This is a genomic window from Paenibacillus sp. FSL H8-0282 (assembly GCF_037963825.1).
Taxonomy (GTDB): Bacteria; Bacillota; Bacilli; order Paenibacillales; family Paenibacillaceae; genus Paenibacillus_AQ; species Paenibacillus_AQ odorifer.
On the sequence record NZ_CP150146.1, the window covers coordinates 1,238,902 to 1,257,427 of the forward strand.

16 protein-coding genes are annotated in these 18,526 nt (G+C 44.2%); 11 read left to right on the top strand and 5 right to left on the bottom strand.

What is annotated here, in order from left to right; genetic code table 11:
* The first annotated feature begins 63 nt into the window (after nt 1-63).
* Entirely contained in the window at nt 64-1,539 is a 1,476-nt protein-coding gene (locus tag NST94_RS05310) for an amidase family protein (protein ID WP_339281748.1), read from the top strand.
* Nucleotides 1,540-1,575: 36 nt separating this feature from the next.
* Nucleotides 1,576-2,103, top strand: a complete 528-nt coding sequence (locus NST94_RS05315) for an NUDIX domain-containing protein (RefSeq protein WP_339281749.1) — start codon at nt 1,576-1,578, stop codon at nt 2,101-2,103.
* A gap of 86 nt (nt 2,104-2,189) precedes the next feature.
* On the opposite strand, the gene NST94_RS05320 is transcribed toward NST94_RS05315, so the two are convergent.
* The 5 genes from NST94_RS05320 to NST94_RS05340 all read right to left on the bottom strand — a co-directional run bounded on the left by NST94_RS05320 (nt 2,190) and on the right by NST94_RS05340 (nt 8,092).
* A complete protein-coding gene (locus tag NST94_RS05320; protein WP_076186774.1) occupies nt 2,190-3,878 on the bottom strand; it encodes an alpha-glucosidase in 1,689 nt (562 codons plus the stop codon).
* 34 nt (nt 3,879-3,912) lie between these two features.
* The gene (locus tag NST94_RS05325; RefSeq protein ID WP_076186790.1) at nt 3,913-4,731 is read right to left on the bottom strand and encodes a carbohydrate ABC transporter permease; all 819 of its coding nucleotides are present in this window, start codon (nt 4,729-4,731) and stop codon (nt 3,913-3,915) included.
* Nucleotides 4,731-5,597: a sugar ABC transporter permease gene (locus NST94_RS05330; protein ID WP_076186771.1), complete on the bottom strand. Its 867-nt coding sequence runs from the start codon at nt 5,595-5,597 to the stop codon at nt 4,731-4,733. Before NST94_RS05330 ends, NST94_RS05325 begins: the two co-directional genes overlap by 1 nt.
* A gap of 82 nt (nt 5,598-5,679) precedes the next feature.
* The gene (locus NST94_RS05335) at nt 5,680-6,936 is read right to left on the bottom strand and encodes an extracellular solute-binding protein (protein ID WP_076186769.1); all 1,257 of its coding nucleotides are present in this window, start codon (nt 6,934-6,936) and stop codon (nt 5,680-5,682) included.
* 151 nt (nt 6,937-7,087) lie between these two features.
* Nucleotides 7,088-8,092 (bottom strand): substrate-binding domain-containing protein, encoded by a 1,005-nt coding sequence (locus NST94_RS05340; RefSeq protein ID WP_076186767.1) that lies wholly within the window; start codon nt 8,090-8,092, stop codon nt 7,088-7,090.
* Between the two features lie 403 nt (nt 8,093-8,495).
* On the opposite strand from NST94_RS05340, the gene NST94_RS05345 reads away from it, so the two are divergent.
* The 9 genes from NST94_RS05345 (at nt 8,496) to NST94_RS05385 (ending at nt 18,469) form a co-directional block, all read left to right on the top strand.
* Nucleotides 8,496-9,449, top strand: coding sequence for an AraC family transcriptional regulator (locus NST94_RS05345; RefSeq protein WP_076186764.1), 954 nt, complete (start codon nt 8,496-8,498; stop codon nt 9,447-9,449).
* A 6-nt stretch (nt 9,450-9,455) separates the two neighbouring features.
* On the top strand, nt 9,456-10,532 hold the full coding sequence (locus NST94_RS05350; protein ID WP_076129559.1) for a Gfo/Idh/MocA family oxidoreductase: 1,077 nt from the start codon (nt 9,456-9,458) through the stop codon (nt 10,530-10,532).
* Between the two features lie 51 nt (nt 10,533-10,583).
* A complete protein-coding gene (locus NST94_RS05355; RefSeq protein WP_076186759.1) occupies nt 10,584-11,315 on the top strand; it encodes a ThuA domain-containing protein in 732 nt (243 codons plus the stop codon).
* Nucleotides 11,316-12,284, top strand: coding sequence for a sugar phosphate isomerase/epimerase (locus NST94_RS05360; protein ID WP_076186757.1), 969 nt, complete (start codon nt 11,316-11,318; stop codon nt 12,282-12,284).
* Between the two features lie 1,039 nt (nt 12,285-13,323).
* A complete protein-coding gene (locus NST94_RS05365; RefSeq protein WP_339281750.1) occupies nt 13,324-14,235 on the top strand; it encodes a L,D-transpeptidase family protein in 912 nt (303 codons plus the stop codon).
* Nucleotides 14,236-14,613: 378 nt separating this feature from the next.
* Complete coding sequence (locus NST94_RS05370; protein WP_339281751.1) at nt 14,614-16,464, top strand: ABC-F family ATP-binding cassette domain-containing protein; 1,851 nt, start codon at nt 14,614-14,616, stop codon at nt 16,462-16,464.
* A 57-nt stretch (nt 16,465-16,521) separates the two neighbouring features.
* A complete protein-coding gene (locus NST94_RS05375) occupies nt 16,522-17,061 on the top strand; it encodes an RDD family protein (RefSeq protein WP_339281752.1) in 540 nt (179 codons plus the stop codon).
* 117 nt (nt 17,062-17,178) lie between these two features.
* Nucleotides 17,179-17,613 (top strand): MarR family transcriptional regulator, encoded by a 435-nt coding sequence (locus NST94_RS05380; RefSeq protein WP_076129552.1) that lies wholly within the window; start codon nt 17,179-17,181, stop codon nt 17,611-17,613.
* Nucleotides 17,614-17,659: 46 nt separating this feature from the next.
* The gene (locus NST94_RS05385; RefSeq protein ID WP_339281753.1) at nt 17,660-18,469 is read left to right on the top strand and encodes an SDR family NAD(P)-dependent oxidoreductase; all 810 of its coding nucleotides are present in this window, start codon (nt 17,660-17,662) and stop codon (nt 18,467-18,469) included.
* The last annotated feature ends 57 nt before the right edge of the window (nt 18,470-18,526 follow it).

Sequence of the window (18,526 nt, forward strand, 5' to 3'; positions counted from 1 at the left end):
GGTGAAATTTTGTGGTAGGTTTATACTAGAGGCAATTTTATTTTTTTGGAAGGAGTTATTCGTATGAAGAATAAACTTCAGGAATGGATTATTGAGACGGATATAATTAAAATGCAAGAGGCTCTGGAAGCAGGTTTAATTACCTCAGAGGATATAGTTCAAGTATATCTGGAGCGGATCCAAAAATACGATATAGACATAAACTCTATTTTAGAAATAAATCCAGAGGTTATACAAATCGCGCGAGCACGCGATAAAGAACGAGCAGAAAAAGGGAGCCGCGGGAGCCTGCACGGTATTCCTATTGTATTGAAGGATAATATAGACACCGCGGATAAGATGCATACGAGTGCCGGTTCTGTAGCTTTAGCTGGATCAATTGCGGCAAAAGATTCATTTGTAGCGGCCAAGCTTCGATTGGCGGGGGCTATTTTACTTGGGAAGGCGAATATGTCGGAGTGGTCTAATTTTATGTCTAGTACAATGCCTGCGGGATATAGCTCGCGGGGCGGGTTTGTACTGAATCCGTATGGACCTGGGACGGTATTTGTCAGTGGTTCCAGCTCTGGGCCTGCGGCAGCCGTAGCAGCGAATCTGGCAGCAGCAGCGATCGGAACGGAAACCGCAGGATCTATTGTCGGTCCAGCCAGCCAACATGCTCTTGTCGGAATCAAACCTACGGTGGGATTAGTGAGCCGTTCTGGAGTCATTCCTATTTCAGTAAGCCAGGATACCCCTGGGCCTATAGCTAGAACGGTTACAGATGCGGCAATTATTTTAGGGGCGTTAACCGGAGTGGACGCCAACGATTCAGCAACATTTTCAAGCGAAAAATACGCTTATACAGACTATACTTCAAGTTTAGATAAAAGCTTTATACGACAAGCAAGAATAGGTATTCCACGGCATTATTATAAGCATTTAGACGCTGAGAGGCTTGCAATTATGGAAGCAGCTATCTTGACCTTGAAGAATGAAGGGGCTACCATTATAGATCCTGTCACAGTACATGTTGAACAACAGAATTGGAATAATGATGTGATTTGTTATGAATTTAAAAAAGGGCTCAACCAGTATTTAGCACAAGTAGATGATTCCGTTCCGATTCACTCTTTGCAAGAATTGATAGCCTATAATGAAAGACATGCTGAGATTGCCCTGCGATATGGGCAAGACACCCTGACGAGATCAGAAGAAGTAACTTTAACTGAAGAAGTCTATCAAGAGAAGAAACAAGAATACAAGGAATTAGCACTTGAGCAAGGAATAGATTATGTGTTGGAACAATATGGTTTAGACGCCTTATTGCTGCCTGGTGATGTAGATGGCATGTATATTGCGGCACGCTTAGGTTATCCATTAGTTACCGTTCCGGCGGGATATGTATCTCAAGGCATTATTGATGCGGATGGGGATTCGACCAAGGGACCTTTTGGTGTTGTTTTTTCCGGAAAAGCTTATAGCGAGCCTACGCTCATAGCCTTAGCATACGGGTTTGAACAAGCTACGTATCACCGGATTCCTCCTCAATTGGAGTAGAATTAGGCTAACTTAGAATAGAAGGAAGCGATCAGTTTGAAGTATTGCCTGGAATGTGGGACAGAGTTAGTAATGAAAGAAAGTGAAGGGGAAGGGCAGGTACCTTATTGCAATGAGTGTGAAATGTTCCGATTCCCTATTTTCAGCACGGCGATTAGTACAGCAGTATTAAACAGGGAGAAAAACAAGATTTTATTAATTCAGCAATATAATCGGCCAGACTATATATTACTCGCAGGATACGTGAACAAAGGTGAAGATGCGGAAACGACTCTCGTACGTGAGGTAAAAGAAGAGGTAGGACTTGATATTGTCGCTTATGAATATATGCGCAGCTTGTACTTCGCACCATCCAATACGCTAATGCTGAATTTTATAGGTGTTGCAGATTCGGAGGACTTGAGCCAGGTGAGTACTGAGGTTGATCATGCTGAATGGTTTACCTTGGAAGAAGCCGCCAGAGCGATTAAAAAGAACAGCCTAGCCGAAACCTTCTTACTGGCGATTATTGAGAAATTGAACGCGGGACAGGTACAGGTCAATCCGGTAAAAGGAACGGTTTAAAATGTAAGTCTATAACTCAAAAGTGTTTATGAAAAAGCAGAAAGGAGCCCGGAGGCTCCTTTTTGTTTTTTCATGCAAGGGGGTACTTAATTAAGCTTATACACACGAGCTTCATAAGGACGAAGCTGAATTGTGTTTAGTTCTTCTTCTGGATTTACTTCGTAGTTGGCAATAAGCAATTCCTTCGCTTGGAATTTCACAGTAGAAGGAAGTTCGAAGGTCGCGGGCTCTCCGAAGAAATTCAATACAACCAGTAGCTGTTCTTCTCCAAGAGTACGCAGATAAGCATATACCTGTTCATTCTCCTCAGCCAGAATTGTATAACTTCCGTATACGATAATCTCATGCTGCTTACGCAGCTCAATTAGCTTCTTATAGTAGTGGAAAATAGAATCGGGATCTGCCAGAGCCTGCTCCACATTAATATCTTCGTAGTTAGGGTTCACAGCCAGCCACGGTGTGCCGGTGGTGAAGCCTGCCTGCGGTTCCGAGTTCCATTGCATCGGCGTACGGCCATTGTCCCGACCTTTGATGTAAATGGAATTCATGATTTTTTCTTCCGAGTGACCGGCAGCCAAGTATTCCTTATACATATTTAGAATTTCAATATCCTTGTAGTCATCGATGGAAGCAAATTGTACATTTGTCATGCCGATTTCTTCACCTTGATAGATGTAAGGTGTACCTTGGAGTGTGTGAAGCAGTGTTGCCAGCATTTTTCCAGACTCTTTCGGGAACAGCTTATCATCCCCAAAGCGGGATAACATACGCGGCTGATCATGGTTGTTCATATACAAGCTGTTCCAACCCTTACCGTCCAGTGCAACTTGCCACTTGGAAATAATGGACTTAATGTCCGCCAGTTTCCAAGGCTGTACATTCCATTTACCTCCAGCACCGGAATCGACATCCATGAGCTCGAAATGGAATACCATGTTCAGCTCGTTTCGATCCTCGGAAACATACAGTGAAGCTTCTTCTGGAGTAACATTAACAGCTTCGCCCACTGTCATGATATCGTACTTGGATAGCACCTCACGGTTCATTTCCTGCATATATTCATGTACGCGGGGACCGTTAACGAAATAGTCTCCACCGAAGTGGTAAGTAGGCTGTTCTACGTTACTTTCCGTAGAAACGCTAGGTAATTCCGGTACTTTGGAGATCAGGTTGATCACGTCCATGCGGAATCCGTCAATTCCTTTATCCAGCCACCAGGTCATCATATCATAGATTTCCTGGCGCAGTTTTGGATTGTCCCAATTCAGGTCTGGTTGTTTTCTGGAGAAGAGATGGAGGTAATATTCTTCCGATTTCTCATCCAATTCCCAAGCCGATCCGCTGAAGAAGGAGCCCCAGTCGTTAGGCGGCTGTCCGTCCTTACCAGGACGCCAGATATAATAATCACGATAAGGATTATCCTGCGATTTGCGGGACTCCACGAACCAGGCATGTTCATCTGAGGAATGGTTGACCACAAGGTCCATAATCAGCTTCATGCCGCGGCTGTGAAGTCCAGCTAGCAGTTCCTCCCAATCGGAGAGCGTTCCGAAATCATCCATAATACTTTGATAATTACTGATATCATAACCGTTATCGTCATTAGGCGACTGGTACACTGGGCACAACCAGACTACGTCGACACCAAGATGATTTAGATAATCGAGTTTCGAGATAATCCCTTGCAGATCACCAATGCCATCCCCGTTACTGTCTTTGAAGCTGCGGGGGTAAATTTGATACACTACGCTTTCTTTCCACCATTTCTTATCCATGTATAACTCTCCTATCTCTCTATATAAATCTTAGTTATTTAATGGATCCAGATGTTAGTCCGCTGATAATCCATTTTTGCGCGAACAAATAGACGATGAGCATCGGGGTTAATGCGAGCAGATATGAAGCAAATGCTAAGTTAAAATCCGTGCTGAACTGGCCCTGGAAGACATATTGTACAAGCGGAAGCGTGTAGGAATCTTGATCTCCGAGCAGAACCAGCGGTAGCATAAAGTCATTCCAAGTCGATAAACAAGACAGGATACCGATTGTTGCACTGACAGGAGCGAGGAGTGGGAAAATAATCTTCCAGAACGTTCCGAAGGTCGATGCGCCATCTACTGTAGCCGCTTCTTCCAATTCATACGGAATGGAGCGGATATAGCCGGTGTATACAAAAACGTTAAAGGCCAGACCATAAACAACGTATAGAATAATAATCCCTACAATATTGTTCATGTGCAGATCCGTTGTCACTTTGACCACAGGCAGCATAATAATCTGGAAAGGGATAAACATAGCACTGATAAAATAGAAGTAAAGCACTTTGAAAAATTTCCGCTTCATATTACGTGCAATAGCATAGGCTACCATGGAGTTGGTAAGCAATATGAACACAACAGTCGTAATAGTAATAATGGTGCTATTTCCTAAAGCATTGAAGAAATTCGTTGCCTTAATCGCATTGGCGAAGTTCTCAAAATGCAGGCCAGTCGGCAGCGAAAAGATAGATTGAGCCATTTCTTCGGGATTCTTGAGCGCGATGGCAATAGTCATGTAAAGCGGAAAAAGAATCAGCAGTGAGCCTAGGGCGATAAGCGTCGTTACAGGCCAGTTGGTTGATTTTTTGATCATAAGTCCATCTCCCGTTTCTGCAGAAATTTAAGCTGAAGGGCGGAGATAACGACGATCACGATAAAATAAATCACGGCGTTCGCCGATTGGTAGGCAAATTCTCCGCCTTGGAAGCCGCCTGTGTAGATTAAGTGGGCAATGGATTGAGTTGAACGTCCTGGTCCCCCACCTGTCAAAGCAACGATTTGGTCGAATACCATCAGGCCGCCCTTCATCGCGAGTACCATATTGATCGTGAAGAAGGAAGCAAGCATTGGAAAAGTAATGCTCCAGAATTCTCTCCAGCGGCTAGCGCCGTCCAGATTGGAAGCTTCGTAAAGATCATGAGGAATGGTCTGCAGACCCGCCAGATAGAGAATCGTGTTATAAGCAATCCCCTGCCAAACGGCTACAATGACGATACCGATCCAAGCCCAGTCCGAGTTACCGAGAATGTTCTGTGATAAAAATTCACTGCCGAGTTTCGCACCCCAAATAGGGAATACATTAGCGAACAAGTAGTTAAAAATAAAACCGACAATCAATACGCTAAGGATATTAGGAAGGAAATATACCCCGCGGAAAAAGTTTTTGGCTTTAATTTTCGCATTTAGTCCTAACGCAATCAACAAGCTGATGATGTTGATAAGAATAGTGGTCAGGATGGCATATTTAAAAGTGAACACATATGAATTCAACACATTTTCGTCTTGAAAAATGTTGACGAAGTTCTTAAATCCTACGTAATCAAAGCTGTCACTAAAGCCGTCCCAGTTTGTGAACGAATAATATATACCCTGCAGTGCAGGAAAGGTATGAAAGGCAAAGAAAAGAAGTAATGCCGGTATAGTCATCAGATAAAAGGCGACTCGGCGTTTGGCCATCATGTAATCCTCCTCATTGTAAAAGCGAAAGAGAAGAGGGGAAGCCCCGTTCTCTTTCGCGGTTCATGTTTGTCTGATCTGGTTATTTCCGGTCAGCTACTTTATCCCATTCTGTATCAAGCTGTTTTAGGTAAGCATTAATATCTTTCTTTTGTAAGAAGGCTTGGTTGATGGTTTCAACTTTCATTGCACTTGGAATGTAGTGGTCAGCAAAGTCAGCGAGTTTACCTGCTTCAAAAGATGCTTTGAATCCGTCCATCGTTGGATCATCCTGTGTTACACCTTGTACTGCTGGGAATGCTTTTTGTTCGTTGATGTATAGGGTGACATTCTCAGGTTGAAGTAGGAAGTCAATGAATTTCTTGGCTTCTTCTTTATGTTTAGTGTTCTTGGAAATAGTCAGTAATGTGTCTACGCCAGAAATGACCTTAGCATCGGCAGCATCATTTGTCGCTGGGAACGGGAATACGCCAAGTTCAATGGATGGATTGGCTTTCACGATTTCTGGAATCGCCCATACGCCTTGCAGGTACATTGCTGATTCGCCTTTAGCGAATGCTGTGTTGCCGTCATTGTAATTCTTTCCAAAGATATCTTTCTGTCCGTATTCCGTCAGCTTAAGCAGTTTTTCGGCAACCTCGTTAAAGCTGTCTGCGAAGGTTACAGTGCCTGCTGTACGCTCCTTGAAGAAATCATTACCTTTAATGATCGTTGAGAGGGAATTGAAAGGTGTAAGTGTTGTCCAAGCATCCTTAAAAGTCAGATAGAAAGCATTCTTACCGCTATCTTTGAACTTTTGAGCGACAGCCATGAACTCATCCCAGGTTGTTGGTACGGTAACGCCCGCTTCAGCGAACATCGCTTTATTGTATATGACCCCACTTGCATTGGAGGAGAATGGAAGAGCATTCAACGTGTCTGTACCCGTCAGGTCTTTCATCATTTGGACATAGGCAGGTTGAATATTCTTAGCTAGCGGATCAGAAGTGAAGTCTTCAAACAGACCGCTTGCGGATAAAGTTTTGTAGGTGTCGGTGGCACCCATACCCACGACATCAGGAATGTCTTTTTTAGCCGCACGAGTCTTCAGCACAGTTTCAGCATCCGGCGGGTTCACTTGAGTGACTACGATGTTCGGATTGGCTTCATTAAATTTCGCGACTAGCTTGTCGAAGGTGGCTTTGGCTTCAGACTTACCTTGGAAGAATTCGACTTTTACCTTTTCACCGGAGGAATTCCCACTGCTATTTGTGCTGTTGTCAGCCGCGTTATTGCCACAGGCGCTAAGCACGGACATAGCCACTAGGCTAACCACTACAGGTTTGATTGTTTTTTTCATGATAATTCCTCCTAATAATTTGTTATTCTGATGATGAAGAGAAGGGTAAACGTTTACTCTGAACATATACTTAAAAGATATTCTGCTACTTATAGGCGGAGGATATACATTAAGATAAAGAGTAAACGTTTACGTTATATTGACAAAAGACTTAGGTAAGTGTTCTTACCGTTTGTCTTTCCACAATTAGGTGGTCGACGATTCTGCTATTCACAGTCTCGCCCGTTTCAATCATTTGGATCAGTTTTTCCACAGCGATCTTACCAATATCGTACAGTGGCTGACGAACTGTAGTTAACGGTGGAATAACCATTTTAGCCATTCCGAGATCATCGTACCCCATAATAGAGATATCTTCAGGAACGCTTAAACCATATTTGATGACAGTGGAAAGGGCGCCAATCGCCATTTCGTCACTAGCGGCAAAGACGGCAGTGAGATCAGGAGCTTGATCCAAGAGAGCTTCCATTGCAATACTCCCACTTTCATAATGAAAGTCTCCAAAAGTTAGATAACGGCTGTCAAAAGGTATGCCATTTGCTTCAAGTGCTTTACGATATCCCTCAGCTCTGGGTGCACCCGCAATAATATCGTTTTGATCTCCGCTGATCATGGCTATTTTTCTGTGACCTTTAGAAATTAAGTAAAGGATAGCATCATAGGCAGCTTGGTAATCATCTACTTTTACGTAAGGTACACTGGCAAATTCCGTTTGGGAAGAGACCAGCACAACTGGGATTTTCATGGTTTCTAGCACATCGTAATATTCTTTCTTCAAGACTTCACTTGAAAAAATAATGCCATCGACTTGCTTCTCTCTGAGCAACTGCAAATACTTCAGCGTTCGCTTACCATCCTGATCGGTATTACAAACCATCACACTGTAATTTCGGTCATTGGCCAATTCCTCAATGCCTTTAAGCAGATTGGAGGAGAAAGCTCCGGAAACACTTGGAAACATTACACCTATAGTCTGCGTACGCTTATTGATTAGGCCACGAGCAATCGCGTTAGGTTGATAACCAATTTCTTTGATCGCCTCATTTACCTTTTGTTTCGTTTTGTCCGAATACCCACTTAAATTGTTTAGCACGCGAGAGACCGTGGCAATGGAAACGTTCGCTTTCTGTGCAACATCTTTAATCGTTGGGTTCATTCCTATGAGCTCCTTAAACTACGGTTATCCTTGAATTAAACGCTTACGTAGTGAATAATGAATTTATATTCATCGAACAACGTAAACGCTTACCCTGAATATAAATCCTGATAGGTATTTTTGTCAACTCTACTTAAATATAAAAAAATGATCAAAGCTACGTAAAACCAAGAGTTCTTTTAATAGAATGAAAGCGATACATATACCAAAAAATTACTTAAAATAATGGAGAGAGCACAGTTTAGTTTTAGGTGATAACTTGATTGTACAGATCATTTGTACATGTAATTGACAAAAGAATATTGGAGGTCTAACATTTAGAGAGTAAACGCTTACGTAAAACTTTTAAATATGGCATGCAAGCCCTGGTTTTAATGATTTACTCGGATAAGGAGTTGTATTTATGAATATTTATCTCGAGATTCCGGATGTGGATAAGCACTTTCCTTACCGCAGTTTACTTTGCAATGGTGATACGTTGTGTTATCCGCATTGGCATAAAGAAATTGAAATTATCTATGTTACCAAAGGAAGCCTGAATCTGGGAATTAATGATACCCCTATTCACATGGAACAGGGCGAGGTTCAGTTTATCAATGGTGGGGATGTGCATTATTTTCTCTCTTCCCCTGAGAGTGAACGGGTAGTGATTCAATTTGACCTGAATTTGTTTCAAGAAGTAGCCGCTTTGAACGGTAATGACTACTCACTTCGTGAGGTCTTTACGCTTATGGAGTATTCCAGTTCTAGATGGCCCGTGGCAACTGCCGCGAAGGTCAAAGGGCTGATTGAGAGTATTTACGAGGAAGATGTACAGCGAAGAGAAGGGTATGTTTTTCTAATCAAGGCTAGATTATTTGAACTGCTGACCGTTATTTTACGTGAGGTACCGAAAAGTTCGATCAATAAACAGCCTAAGTTCTCAGAAGATACACTGAATCAATCCAGAGAAACACTGGAGAGACTAGAGCGAATTTTTATTTATGTGGAGCAGCATTATCAGGAGGCTATTTCGCTGAATGAGGTAGCTAATTATATGGGTTTTAGTCCTTATTATTTTACCAAATTGTTCAAGAAAAACACGGGCATGACCTTTATCGCGTTCTTAAACGAATACCGGCTTAACAAAGCCAAATGGATCTTGATCAATGAAGATCTGCCGATGTCTGCCGTGGCGGAAGCAGCCGGGTTTGGCAGCGTGAAGACCTTCCATCATTTTTTCAAGGAAGCAACGGGGATATCCCCGCTGAAATACCACAAGACAATATTCGGGAATAATACAGCAAGATTACAGGAAGAAAGCCCTTCCTCAGATTTGTATGATAGAGATATCAAAACAGGAATAAGTGGAGGTTAGACCAGAATGACTTTAACAGTAGGAATTATCGGCTGCGGAGGTATTGCGAACGGCAAGCACATGCCAGCGTTAAAAAAAGTAGAAGGTGCGCGAATGGTTGCTTTTTGTGATATCGTCGCTGAACGTGCCGAGAAGGCAAAAGCGGAGTTTGGAGATGAGCAGTCCGTAGTTTACACAGATTATAAAGAGCTTCTTAACGATGCAAGTATAGATGTGATTCATGTATGTACGCCGAACATTTCCCATGCGGAGATTTCCATTGCGGCTATGGAAGCAGGCAAACACGTAATGTGTGAGAAGCCAATGGCTAAAACCACGGCAGAAGCACAAGCGATGATCGAGGCCTCAGAGCGAACTGGGAAAAAGCTGACCATCGGTTATCAGAACCGTTTCAGACCAGATTCAGCTTATCTGCATGCGGTATGTGAGAATAATGAGCTTGGTGAGATCTATTACGCCAGAGCTAAGGCTATCCGTCGTCGCGCTGTCCCAACTTGGGGTGTGTTTTTGGATGAAGAAGCGCAAGGCGGCGGTCCGTTGATTGATATCGGCACCCATGCGCTCGATTTGACCCTGTGGATGATGGATAATTACAAACCTAAATATGTCGTGGGCAACGCTTATCATAAGCTGTCCGGTCGTAAAAATGCTGCAAATGCTTGGGGCCCGTGGGATCCTGAGAAGTTTACAGTGGAGGATTCCGCCATTGGATTCATCACTATGGAGAATGGGGCTACCATCGTCTTAGAAGCAAGCTGGGCACTGAATACACTCGATGTCGGTGAGGCCAAAACGGTACTTTGTGGGACTGAAGGCGGAGCAGATATGGAGAAGGGTCTGCGCATTAACGGAGAAGCCTACGGTAAAACCTTTGAAAAGCATATCGGTCTGGATGCCGGTGGCGTCGACTTTTATGATGGTGCAGGAGATGATCCTGCGGTGATAGAGGCAGCTCAGTGGATTGACAGCATTGTAAATGACACCGAGCCTGTAGTGAAGCCGGAGCAGGCGTTGGTTGTGACTCGCATCTTGGAGGCTATTTATAAATCCTCTGAAACTGGAATGCCTGTGTTTTTTGAATAATCAAGCAAATTCGATGGTCATAGATAAATATGAACTAGGAGCGTGTCTCAAGTGACAAGAGTAACCGTATGGAATGAATTCCGTCATGAACGTCAGGAAGAAAGAATTCTTAAGGTCTATCCGCAAGGTATTCATGGACAACTGGCAAGTTTTCTTCAAGAGGCAGGACTGGACACTCAGACAGCTACGCTGGATGAACCAGAGCACGGACTGACGCAAGAGGTATTAGATAACACGGATGTACTGATCTGGTGGGGACATATCGCCCATCATGAAGTAAGTGATGAGATTGTAAATCGTGTACATGCGCGAGTGCTGCAAGGTATGGGACTTGTAGTGCTTCATTCGGGCCATATGTCCAAAATCTTTATTAAATTAATGGGCACCAGCTGCGATCTGAAATGGCGTGAAGCTGAGGAGAAGGAGCGTCTGTGGGTCATGGACCCAAGTCACCCGATTGCTGAGGGCATTGGTGAATACATCGACTTGGAGCAAGAGGAAATGTACGGTGCGCATTTTGATGTGCCAGCACCAGAGAGTCTTGTATTTGTCGGCTGGTTCGAAGGCGGCAACGTCTTCCCAAGCGGATCGACCTACCGTAGAGGCAGCGGGAAGATCTTTTATTTCCAGCCTGGTCATGAATCTTATCCAACCTATTACAACAAGGATATTCAAAAAGTTATCATCAATGGCGTGAACTGGTGTGCACCAACGAAACGTGACTATCCGGTTTACGGACATTCTGAAGCCTTAGAGCCTATTAAAGAAAAGGTGGTCGTATAAATGAAATTAGGCGTATTTGATCCTGTATTTGGAAGCTTGAGTCTTGACGAGATGTTAGATAAAATCGCCGCCGCAGGTTTGAATGCGGTAGAGATCGGCTCGGGCGGTAATCCCGGTAATGCTCACTGTCCGACAGATGAGCTGCTTGCGAGCGAGTCAGCACGTCAAGAATATTTGGAAAAGTTCACGAAGCGTGGCATTATGATCAGTGCCTTCAGTTGCCATAATAACCCGATTTCACCAGATAAAGAAGAAGCCCGCGCCGGGGATGAAATTCTCCGTAAATCGATCAAGCTGGCTTCACTCATGGGTGTTAAGGTCGTGAACACTTTTTCGGGAACGGCTGGGGACAGCGATGAGGCAAAAGCACCGAACTGGCCAGTCACACCTTGGCCTACCGTGTACAGCGACATCAAAACCTGGCAGTGGGAACATAAGCTGATCCCTTACTGGAAGGAAATCGGCAAGCTGGCCGAGGAGCATGACGTTAAGATCGGCATCGAGCTGCATGGCGGCTTCCTGTGCCATACTCCTTATACGATTTTGAAGCTTAGAGAAGCAACCTGCGATGCTATCGGAGCTAATCTGGATCCGAGCCATCTGTGGTGGCAAGGTATTGATCCTGTAGGTGCCATTAAGATTCTCGGTAAAGCTGGTGCGATTCACCATTTCCATGCCAAGGATACTTACTTGGATCAGGACAACATCAATATGTATGGTCTGACCGATATGCAACCTTATGGCGATGTGCAGACCCGCGCATGGACCTTCCGCTCCGTTGGTTGCGGCCACAGCATATCTGAGTGGTCAGATATCATGAGCGCGCTGCGCACTTACGGTTATGATTACGTGGTGAGCATCGAGCATGAAGACCCTCTTATGACGGTTGACGAAGGCTTCCAACGTGCAGTAACCAATTTGCAATCCATTCTTATTCATGACCAGCCTCAGGGTATGTGGTGGGTGTAAGGTCGAATTAGAAAGCCTTGATTCTCTATTTAGAGAATCAAGGCTTTTTTTGTGTGTAATGGGGATGTAGGGAGAGCGGGAGAACGGGAGAACAGGAGAACGGGAGAGCGGGAGAACGGGAGAACGGGAGAACGGGAGGGGAGAACGGAAGAGCGGAAGGAAGAACGGAAGGGAGTAGAAACGAGCTGACAAAGAGATAGGGAGGAGGTAGGGACGAGTAGTAGCTAATAAGAAACGAACTAGAAACTAACCAGAAATGTACTGGAAACAAACTAGAAACCAACCTGAAACTAACTGGTTTGCCAAAGGACTTAGATGCAGCTATTCGCGTGTTTTAGGGTTTTTGGAGCGAGTTTCGGACCCGAGAGACCTTATTGGTCCCGAAGAGCAAGGAATTCGAGGGTTTTTGAGCAAATAACTGCGCTGGAGTCCGATAGCATCCCAAAACGGCGAAAATATTACAAATAGAGTCTCTGGAGTCCGCGACTTATGCGCTTATGCGCTAGCTGATCTTCGACGGTAAAATCGTAGTTAGTTTGGAGGCTGGTGAGTTGAGCTTCGGGATAATGGGATACGGGCAAATGTGCAGCGCAGTTAGTTTAGGGCTGGAGCGTCAGGAGCGTGGTGGAGATGTGGTGGAGTTGTAGTGGAGATGTGGTAGGTAACTGTGCTAACGGACTCAGATGCAGCTATTCGCGTGTTTTAGGCCTTTTGGAGCGAGTTTCGGACCTGAGAGACACTATTGGTCGTGAAGAGCAAGGAATTCGAGGGTATTTGAGCAAATAACTGCGCTGGAGTCCGATAGCATCCCAAAACAGCGCAATAGTTGCAAATAGGGTCTCTGGAGTCCGCAACTTATGTGTTTATGCGCGTGCTGAGCTTTACGTATCTAAAGGTCGGCTTTTTGTCATGCATTCACTGGTTACAGTATTGCAATCTCTGCGTCAAGCGGGAGTGGACGAGTTGAAAAGAATAGGTACAGGCTGGTACGCAACATATTTGAAATGATTTCGTCTTTATATAACGGAGGTGGAGCAAGATGAATTTATGCTTTTCGGGAGGCCGGTTTCAAACTTTTTTACAGCGGAACATTAAACTGATGCTTGTATTTGGACTTTTGTTCGCTGCTTGCTTTACAGGAGTTGGAAGGGTGGAAGCTGCTGGCTCAGATCTGATTATCGTGAACAAAAAAACAAACAAACTCGCGTATTTCAGTGACGGCAAGCTGGTGAAGACTTTTCCGGTTGCCACAGGAAAGTCGAAGGAACTGACGCCAGAAGGTAGCTTCAAAATGGTGGTTAAAGTAAAAAACAGACCCTACTACAAAGAGAAAATTCCCGGTGGGGATCCGGCCAATCCGCTTGGCGACCGCTGGCTGGGGCTGGAAGTGAACGGGACCTATGGCACGACGTATGCGATTCACGGCAATAATAATGAGTCATCGATAGGGAAGTACGTTAGCGCCGGTTGTATTCGAATGCATAATGATGATATTCATTGGCTGTATCCAAAAGTAGCCAAGAATACTCGAGTTATCATTACAACGAGCACACTGGCTATGGAGAATATTGCAACTAAAAACGGGTACTCTGTGGGAAGTAATAAGTTTGCGGGAACTTTTGAGATCAATGGGACGACAACAAAGCTGAAGGATCCTTTTATATTGGAAAATTCCCGTGTGTTTGTTCCGCTGAGAGAATCCGTGGCCTTACTGGGTGGTACTTTGCATAGTGAAGCGGGGACAGGAGCACTGATAATTACGATCGGCAATCGTACGGTGACACATAAGCCATTATCCAATAAGGCTATTGTGAATGGGAAATCCATTACGATTTTACCGTCACGCAACGAAAATAACCGATTACTAATTCCGCTGAGTATCTTACCTGATTTATTCGCTGTTCAGGTGCAGTGGAATGCGCAGACTCAGGTGGTAAAGATTAAGTTATAATTGTTCTTGGCCTTTTATTTCTGATTTAAATTGTTATATACTGTACTTATTCTAAAATACGGACAATTACGGAGGGCCACCGACTGATGAATAACTAACACGTTTCCTGAAACAGACCATAAAGTTTGTGAAGTGCATATGCACAAGTCACGGAGCACCCGCGCAGGGTGATAACGGTCAGGGATACGTGTGTCGGTCGGGGGTCTTACGATGCTTTTATATGGATAGTTCTATCTATTGTGTTGGTTTACTCTGCATCCAGCAGGAGAACACGGCCGTAGTTTATCCATGTCTGGGCACATTCCCCCTTCATACGCTATTCGACCGCAGACCGTTGGCTGCGGTTTTTTATTTGCAATGAAATCGGAGGAATGAAAGATGACTGTAATTAAAGTGAAGAATTTACGTAAGGAATGGAATGGGATCCCTTTATTTAAGGAGGTATCCTTTGAGATAGCTGAGGGAGAGCGCGTGCTTTTATTCGGACGAAACGGGATTGGCAAAACCACACTGCTTAAGGGGCTGATCGGTCGGCTTACTTTTGAAGAGGGAAGTATCTATCATGGTTTGCCATCTGAAGAATGGGGTGTGCTCGATCAACAGCTTGAGGTACCGGGGGAAGTAACCGCATTGGACTACGTTCTTTCAGGGTCAGCACAGCTGCCTGAATTAAAACGCCAGCTCGAAGCCCTCAGTCAGAGACTGCAGGAGCAGAAAGCTGATAACGAAGCTGAATTGGCTGAATATGCAGAGGTGTACGATCGTTACTTGCAGCTTGATGGATATGGCTGGGAGGTCAAAGCGGAAAAAAGTCTAAAGCAGCTCAATCTTGAACATGCAGTCTGGGATTTGCCATACGCCTCACTTAGTGGAGGGCAAAAGACACGGGTGCAATTAGCAGCATTATTAGCCCGGCAGCCCAAGCTATTGATTCTGGATGAACCGACCAATCACATAGATGGAGAAACGATGGAGTGGTTGGAGCATTGGGTGTGCAACTACCCTGGAACCGTGTTTTATGTATCGCATGATCGTACATTTATCGATCGAACTGCGACGTCTGTGCTGGAGCTTAGTCCGGAGGGGTGCCGGCGTTATTCGGGTGGATATACACAATACCGGGAGCAGAAGACTATAGAGCTGAGAACATTGGAGGGACAATATAAAAAGCAGGAGCAAGAAAAGGAGAAGCTGCTGGAGAGCATTAGGCGGTATGCAGAATGGTTCCAGCAAGCGCATCGTGCTGCCGGACAAAATGATTTTCTGCGTTCGAAATCCAAGAAGAATGTGTCTCGTTTCCATGCCAAGGAAGCTGCACTGGAACGGTTAAATAAGAACCGTGTAGAATTGCCCCGCGAGACTGGCAAGCTGAAGATGAAGCTGGAAAGCGAAGAGTTTCTGGCAGATTCTTTACTGACACTCCGTGAGATAGAGTTTGCCTATGAGGGGAGTGCGCCTTTTCTTAGGGATTTCAGTTTGTCGCTAAACCGGGGAGACCGACTGTCTATTCTGGGTCCTAATGGTGTTGGAAAGTCTACGCTGCTGAAATTGATTGCAGGGATCAATAAGCCTACAAAAGGTGAAGTGCGGCTGCATCCACGGACGACAATCGGTTATTTTGCACAAGAGCTAGATAACTTAGAAATGAACTCTACGATTCTGGATAGCTTGCTTGAACTGCCGGGAATGACCCAAACGGAGGCGCGTACGATTCTGGGTTGCTTTTTATTTACGCGGGACGATGTATTTAAACGGATTGGGGATTTGAGTCTGGGAGAGAAATGCCGTGTGGCTTTTCTCAAGTTGTATTTTGGAAAAGCGAATTTATTGGTTTTAGATGAACCCACTAATTATCTGGATATTGACACTAGGGAACGAGTAGAAGAGGCACTTATGGTGTATCCCGGCGGGTTAGTAATGGTCTCGCATGACCGTTATCTTCACTCTAAAGTGGCTAATCGCTTGGTGATATTAGAGCCGTCTCAGGCACCAAAGTTTTTTCAAGGAACGTATGCTGAATACTTCGCAAAAGACAGAACCCGTCTGCTTACTGGTATAGAACAGGCTCGGGAGGATAACCTTGCCCTCCTGCAGCTGCGTCTGAATCAGCTGATTCAGAGTAGCGGTGTGGATTCTGAGGCGGAGAATGCAGCGCTAGTGGCGGAAATCGTTAATTTGCAGCGACAAATACAGGAACTAAGGGGCGAGGGGAAACCCGCATCCTCCTAAGGGATTGTTAAATAGGGATTGAGCGACAAAGTAAATGATAGAGAGAGGAGTGCTTGCATGGATAACATTCTACCCGAGCATTTGGATCAGGAGAATTTTATAGGGTTTTGGAAAAGAGTGCTGGCTTCCATTCTTGATTTCTTAGTCATTGGAATACCTGGGGTTATCGTATACTTGATACTCAATTCATTAGCTGTTTCATTACACTCGGAGATACCTATTATCCTGGAGTACATTTTGTTTATCGCATTTGATATCTTTATGATCGTTAGATTTGGCGGAACTCCAGGGAAGCTGATTTTAAAAATAAAAATTGTCAATGAGCAAGGGAATTACCTTACAGTGAAGGAAGCTCTGATTCGAAATGTTTTCCGAATGATTAGTATGATTCTTTCAATGGTAATTGCGGTCAGCAGCTATGACTTTACCGTTATTTCCGCCAAATTATCCTTATGGTCGGATTTGGCTTTTGACCTCACTCAAGTCCTGGGTCCAATCATGCTGGTGGATTACTTGTTGGTTGGATTACATCGCCGTAAACGTGCGATTCACGATTTGCTGGCTGGCACTTATGTTGTTGAGAAATCCGCAATTTGAAGAATGCTTTTCACCAAGCATTCTTTTTTTTAATATTAGATATTTTACTATTAAATATTTTAGTGTTAAAATACTTCTATAAGCAGCCGATCATCATGAATGCCAAAGGAGAACCTCTTGGAAAATCCAGATATTTTTAAGCTAATACATGCAGTTGAATTATTTACGAATGAAGTTATTGTCCGATGGATGAACGCATTTGATCACAATATTGGGATATCTCCAGTTCTAGTCTTGGGCGAATTGAATAAAAAAGGCCCCTTGAAGCAGACTATTTTGGCTAAGAGACTAGGATATACGCCGGGAGCAATGACTAACATTGCTAATCGACTAATTAAGCAGGAGATGGCCGAGCGAAAATATAACGAAGATGATCGACGGAATGTACTTCTATCTATCACGGACAAAGGAAAAGACGTTTTGAAGGAAGCACAGCTTAAGGGACAGGAGCTAAGAGCTGAAATGTTCCAAAAGCTCAATGAGGAGGAACTGCAGCAATTCTTGAAAATCTATGAGAAGTTGTTAACGAGCTTTGATAGCTCTGAAACATAAACCAAGTCATCTTAGAAGCACAATAACATTATAAAGGGGTATGAACATGGGAAGAGTTCAAGGTAAAGTTGCATTAGTAACTGGAGGCGCTTCAGGTATTGGCTTATCAGCTGCCACTCTATTAGCTAGAGAAGGAGCAAAGGTTGTTATTGCCGATTTTAATGTGGTAGCAGCCAAAGAAGCAGCATCTAAGATTAAAAATGAAGGCGGAGAAGCTGAAGGTCTTTTCTTAGATGCCTCCCAAGCGGATTCGATCAAGGAAGCTGTTGACTTCACAGTTGCTCAGTATGGCACCATCACAATATTGTTTAATAATGTAGGTCTAACTAATCTGCAAAAAGACCTTGATGTGGTCAATATAGATTTGGAAGAGTGGGATCGCCTGATGAACGTAAATACCAAAAGTGTTCTGTTAGGCAGCCGGTTTGCTATTCCTCATATGATTAAAGCGGGCGGAGGCTCGATCATTAACACAGCTTCGATGTCAGCATTTGCTGGAGATTCATTGCGTACTGCTTATGGCTCCTCTAAGGCAGCTGTTGTGAACCTTACTCGTTACATCGCTACACAATATGGTAAAGACAAAATCCGTTGTAACGGGGTGGCACCAGGGCTGATCCTAACACCTGCCGCTGCAAGAAATATGCCGCCAGCGGTATTGGATATTTTCCAAAAATTCAACGCGCTTCCTTATCACGGTGAAGCTGATGATATCGGCAATACGGTTTTGTTCCTGGCATCGGATGAATCCAAATTCATCACAGGCCAAACGATTGAAGTAGAGGGTGGCCACTATATGTCTAACCCAAGTATCACGGATTTCCAGAATTACATGATGGAAGCTAAATCTAAATAAAAGATTATGTGTAATTAAAAATCCGGTCCATGCTCGAATTTGTCGAGCGGGACCGGA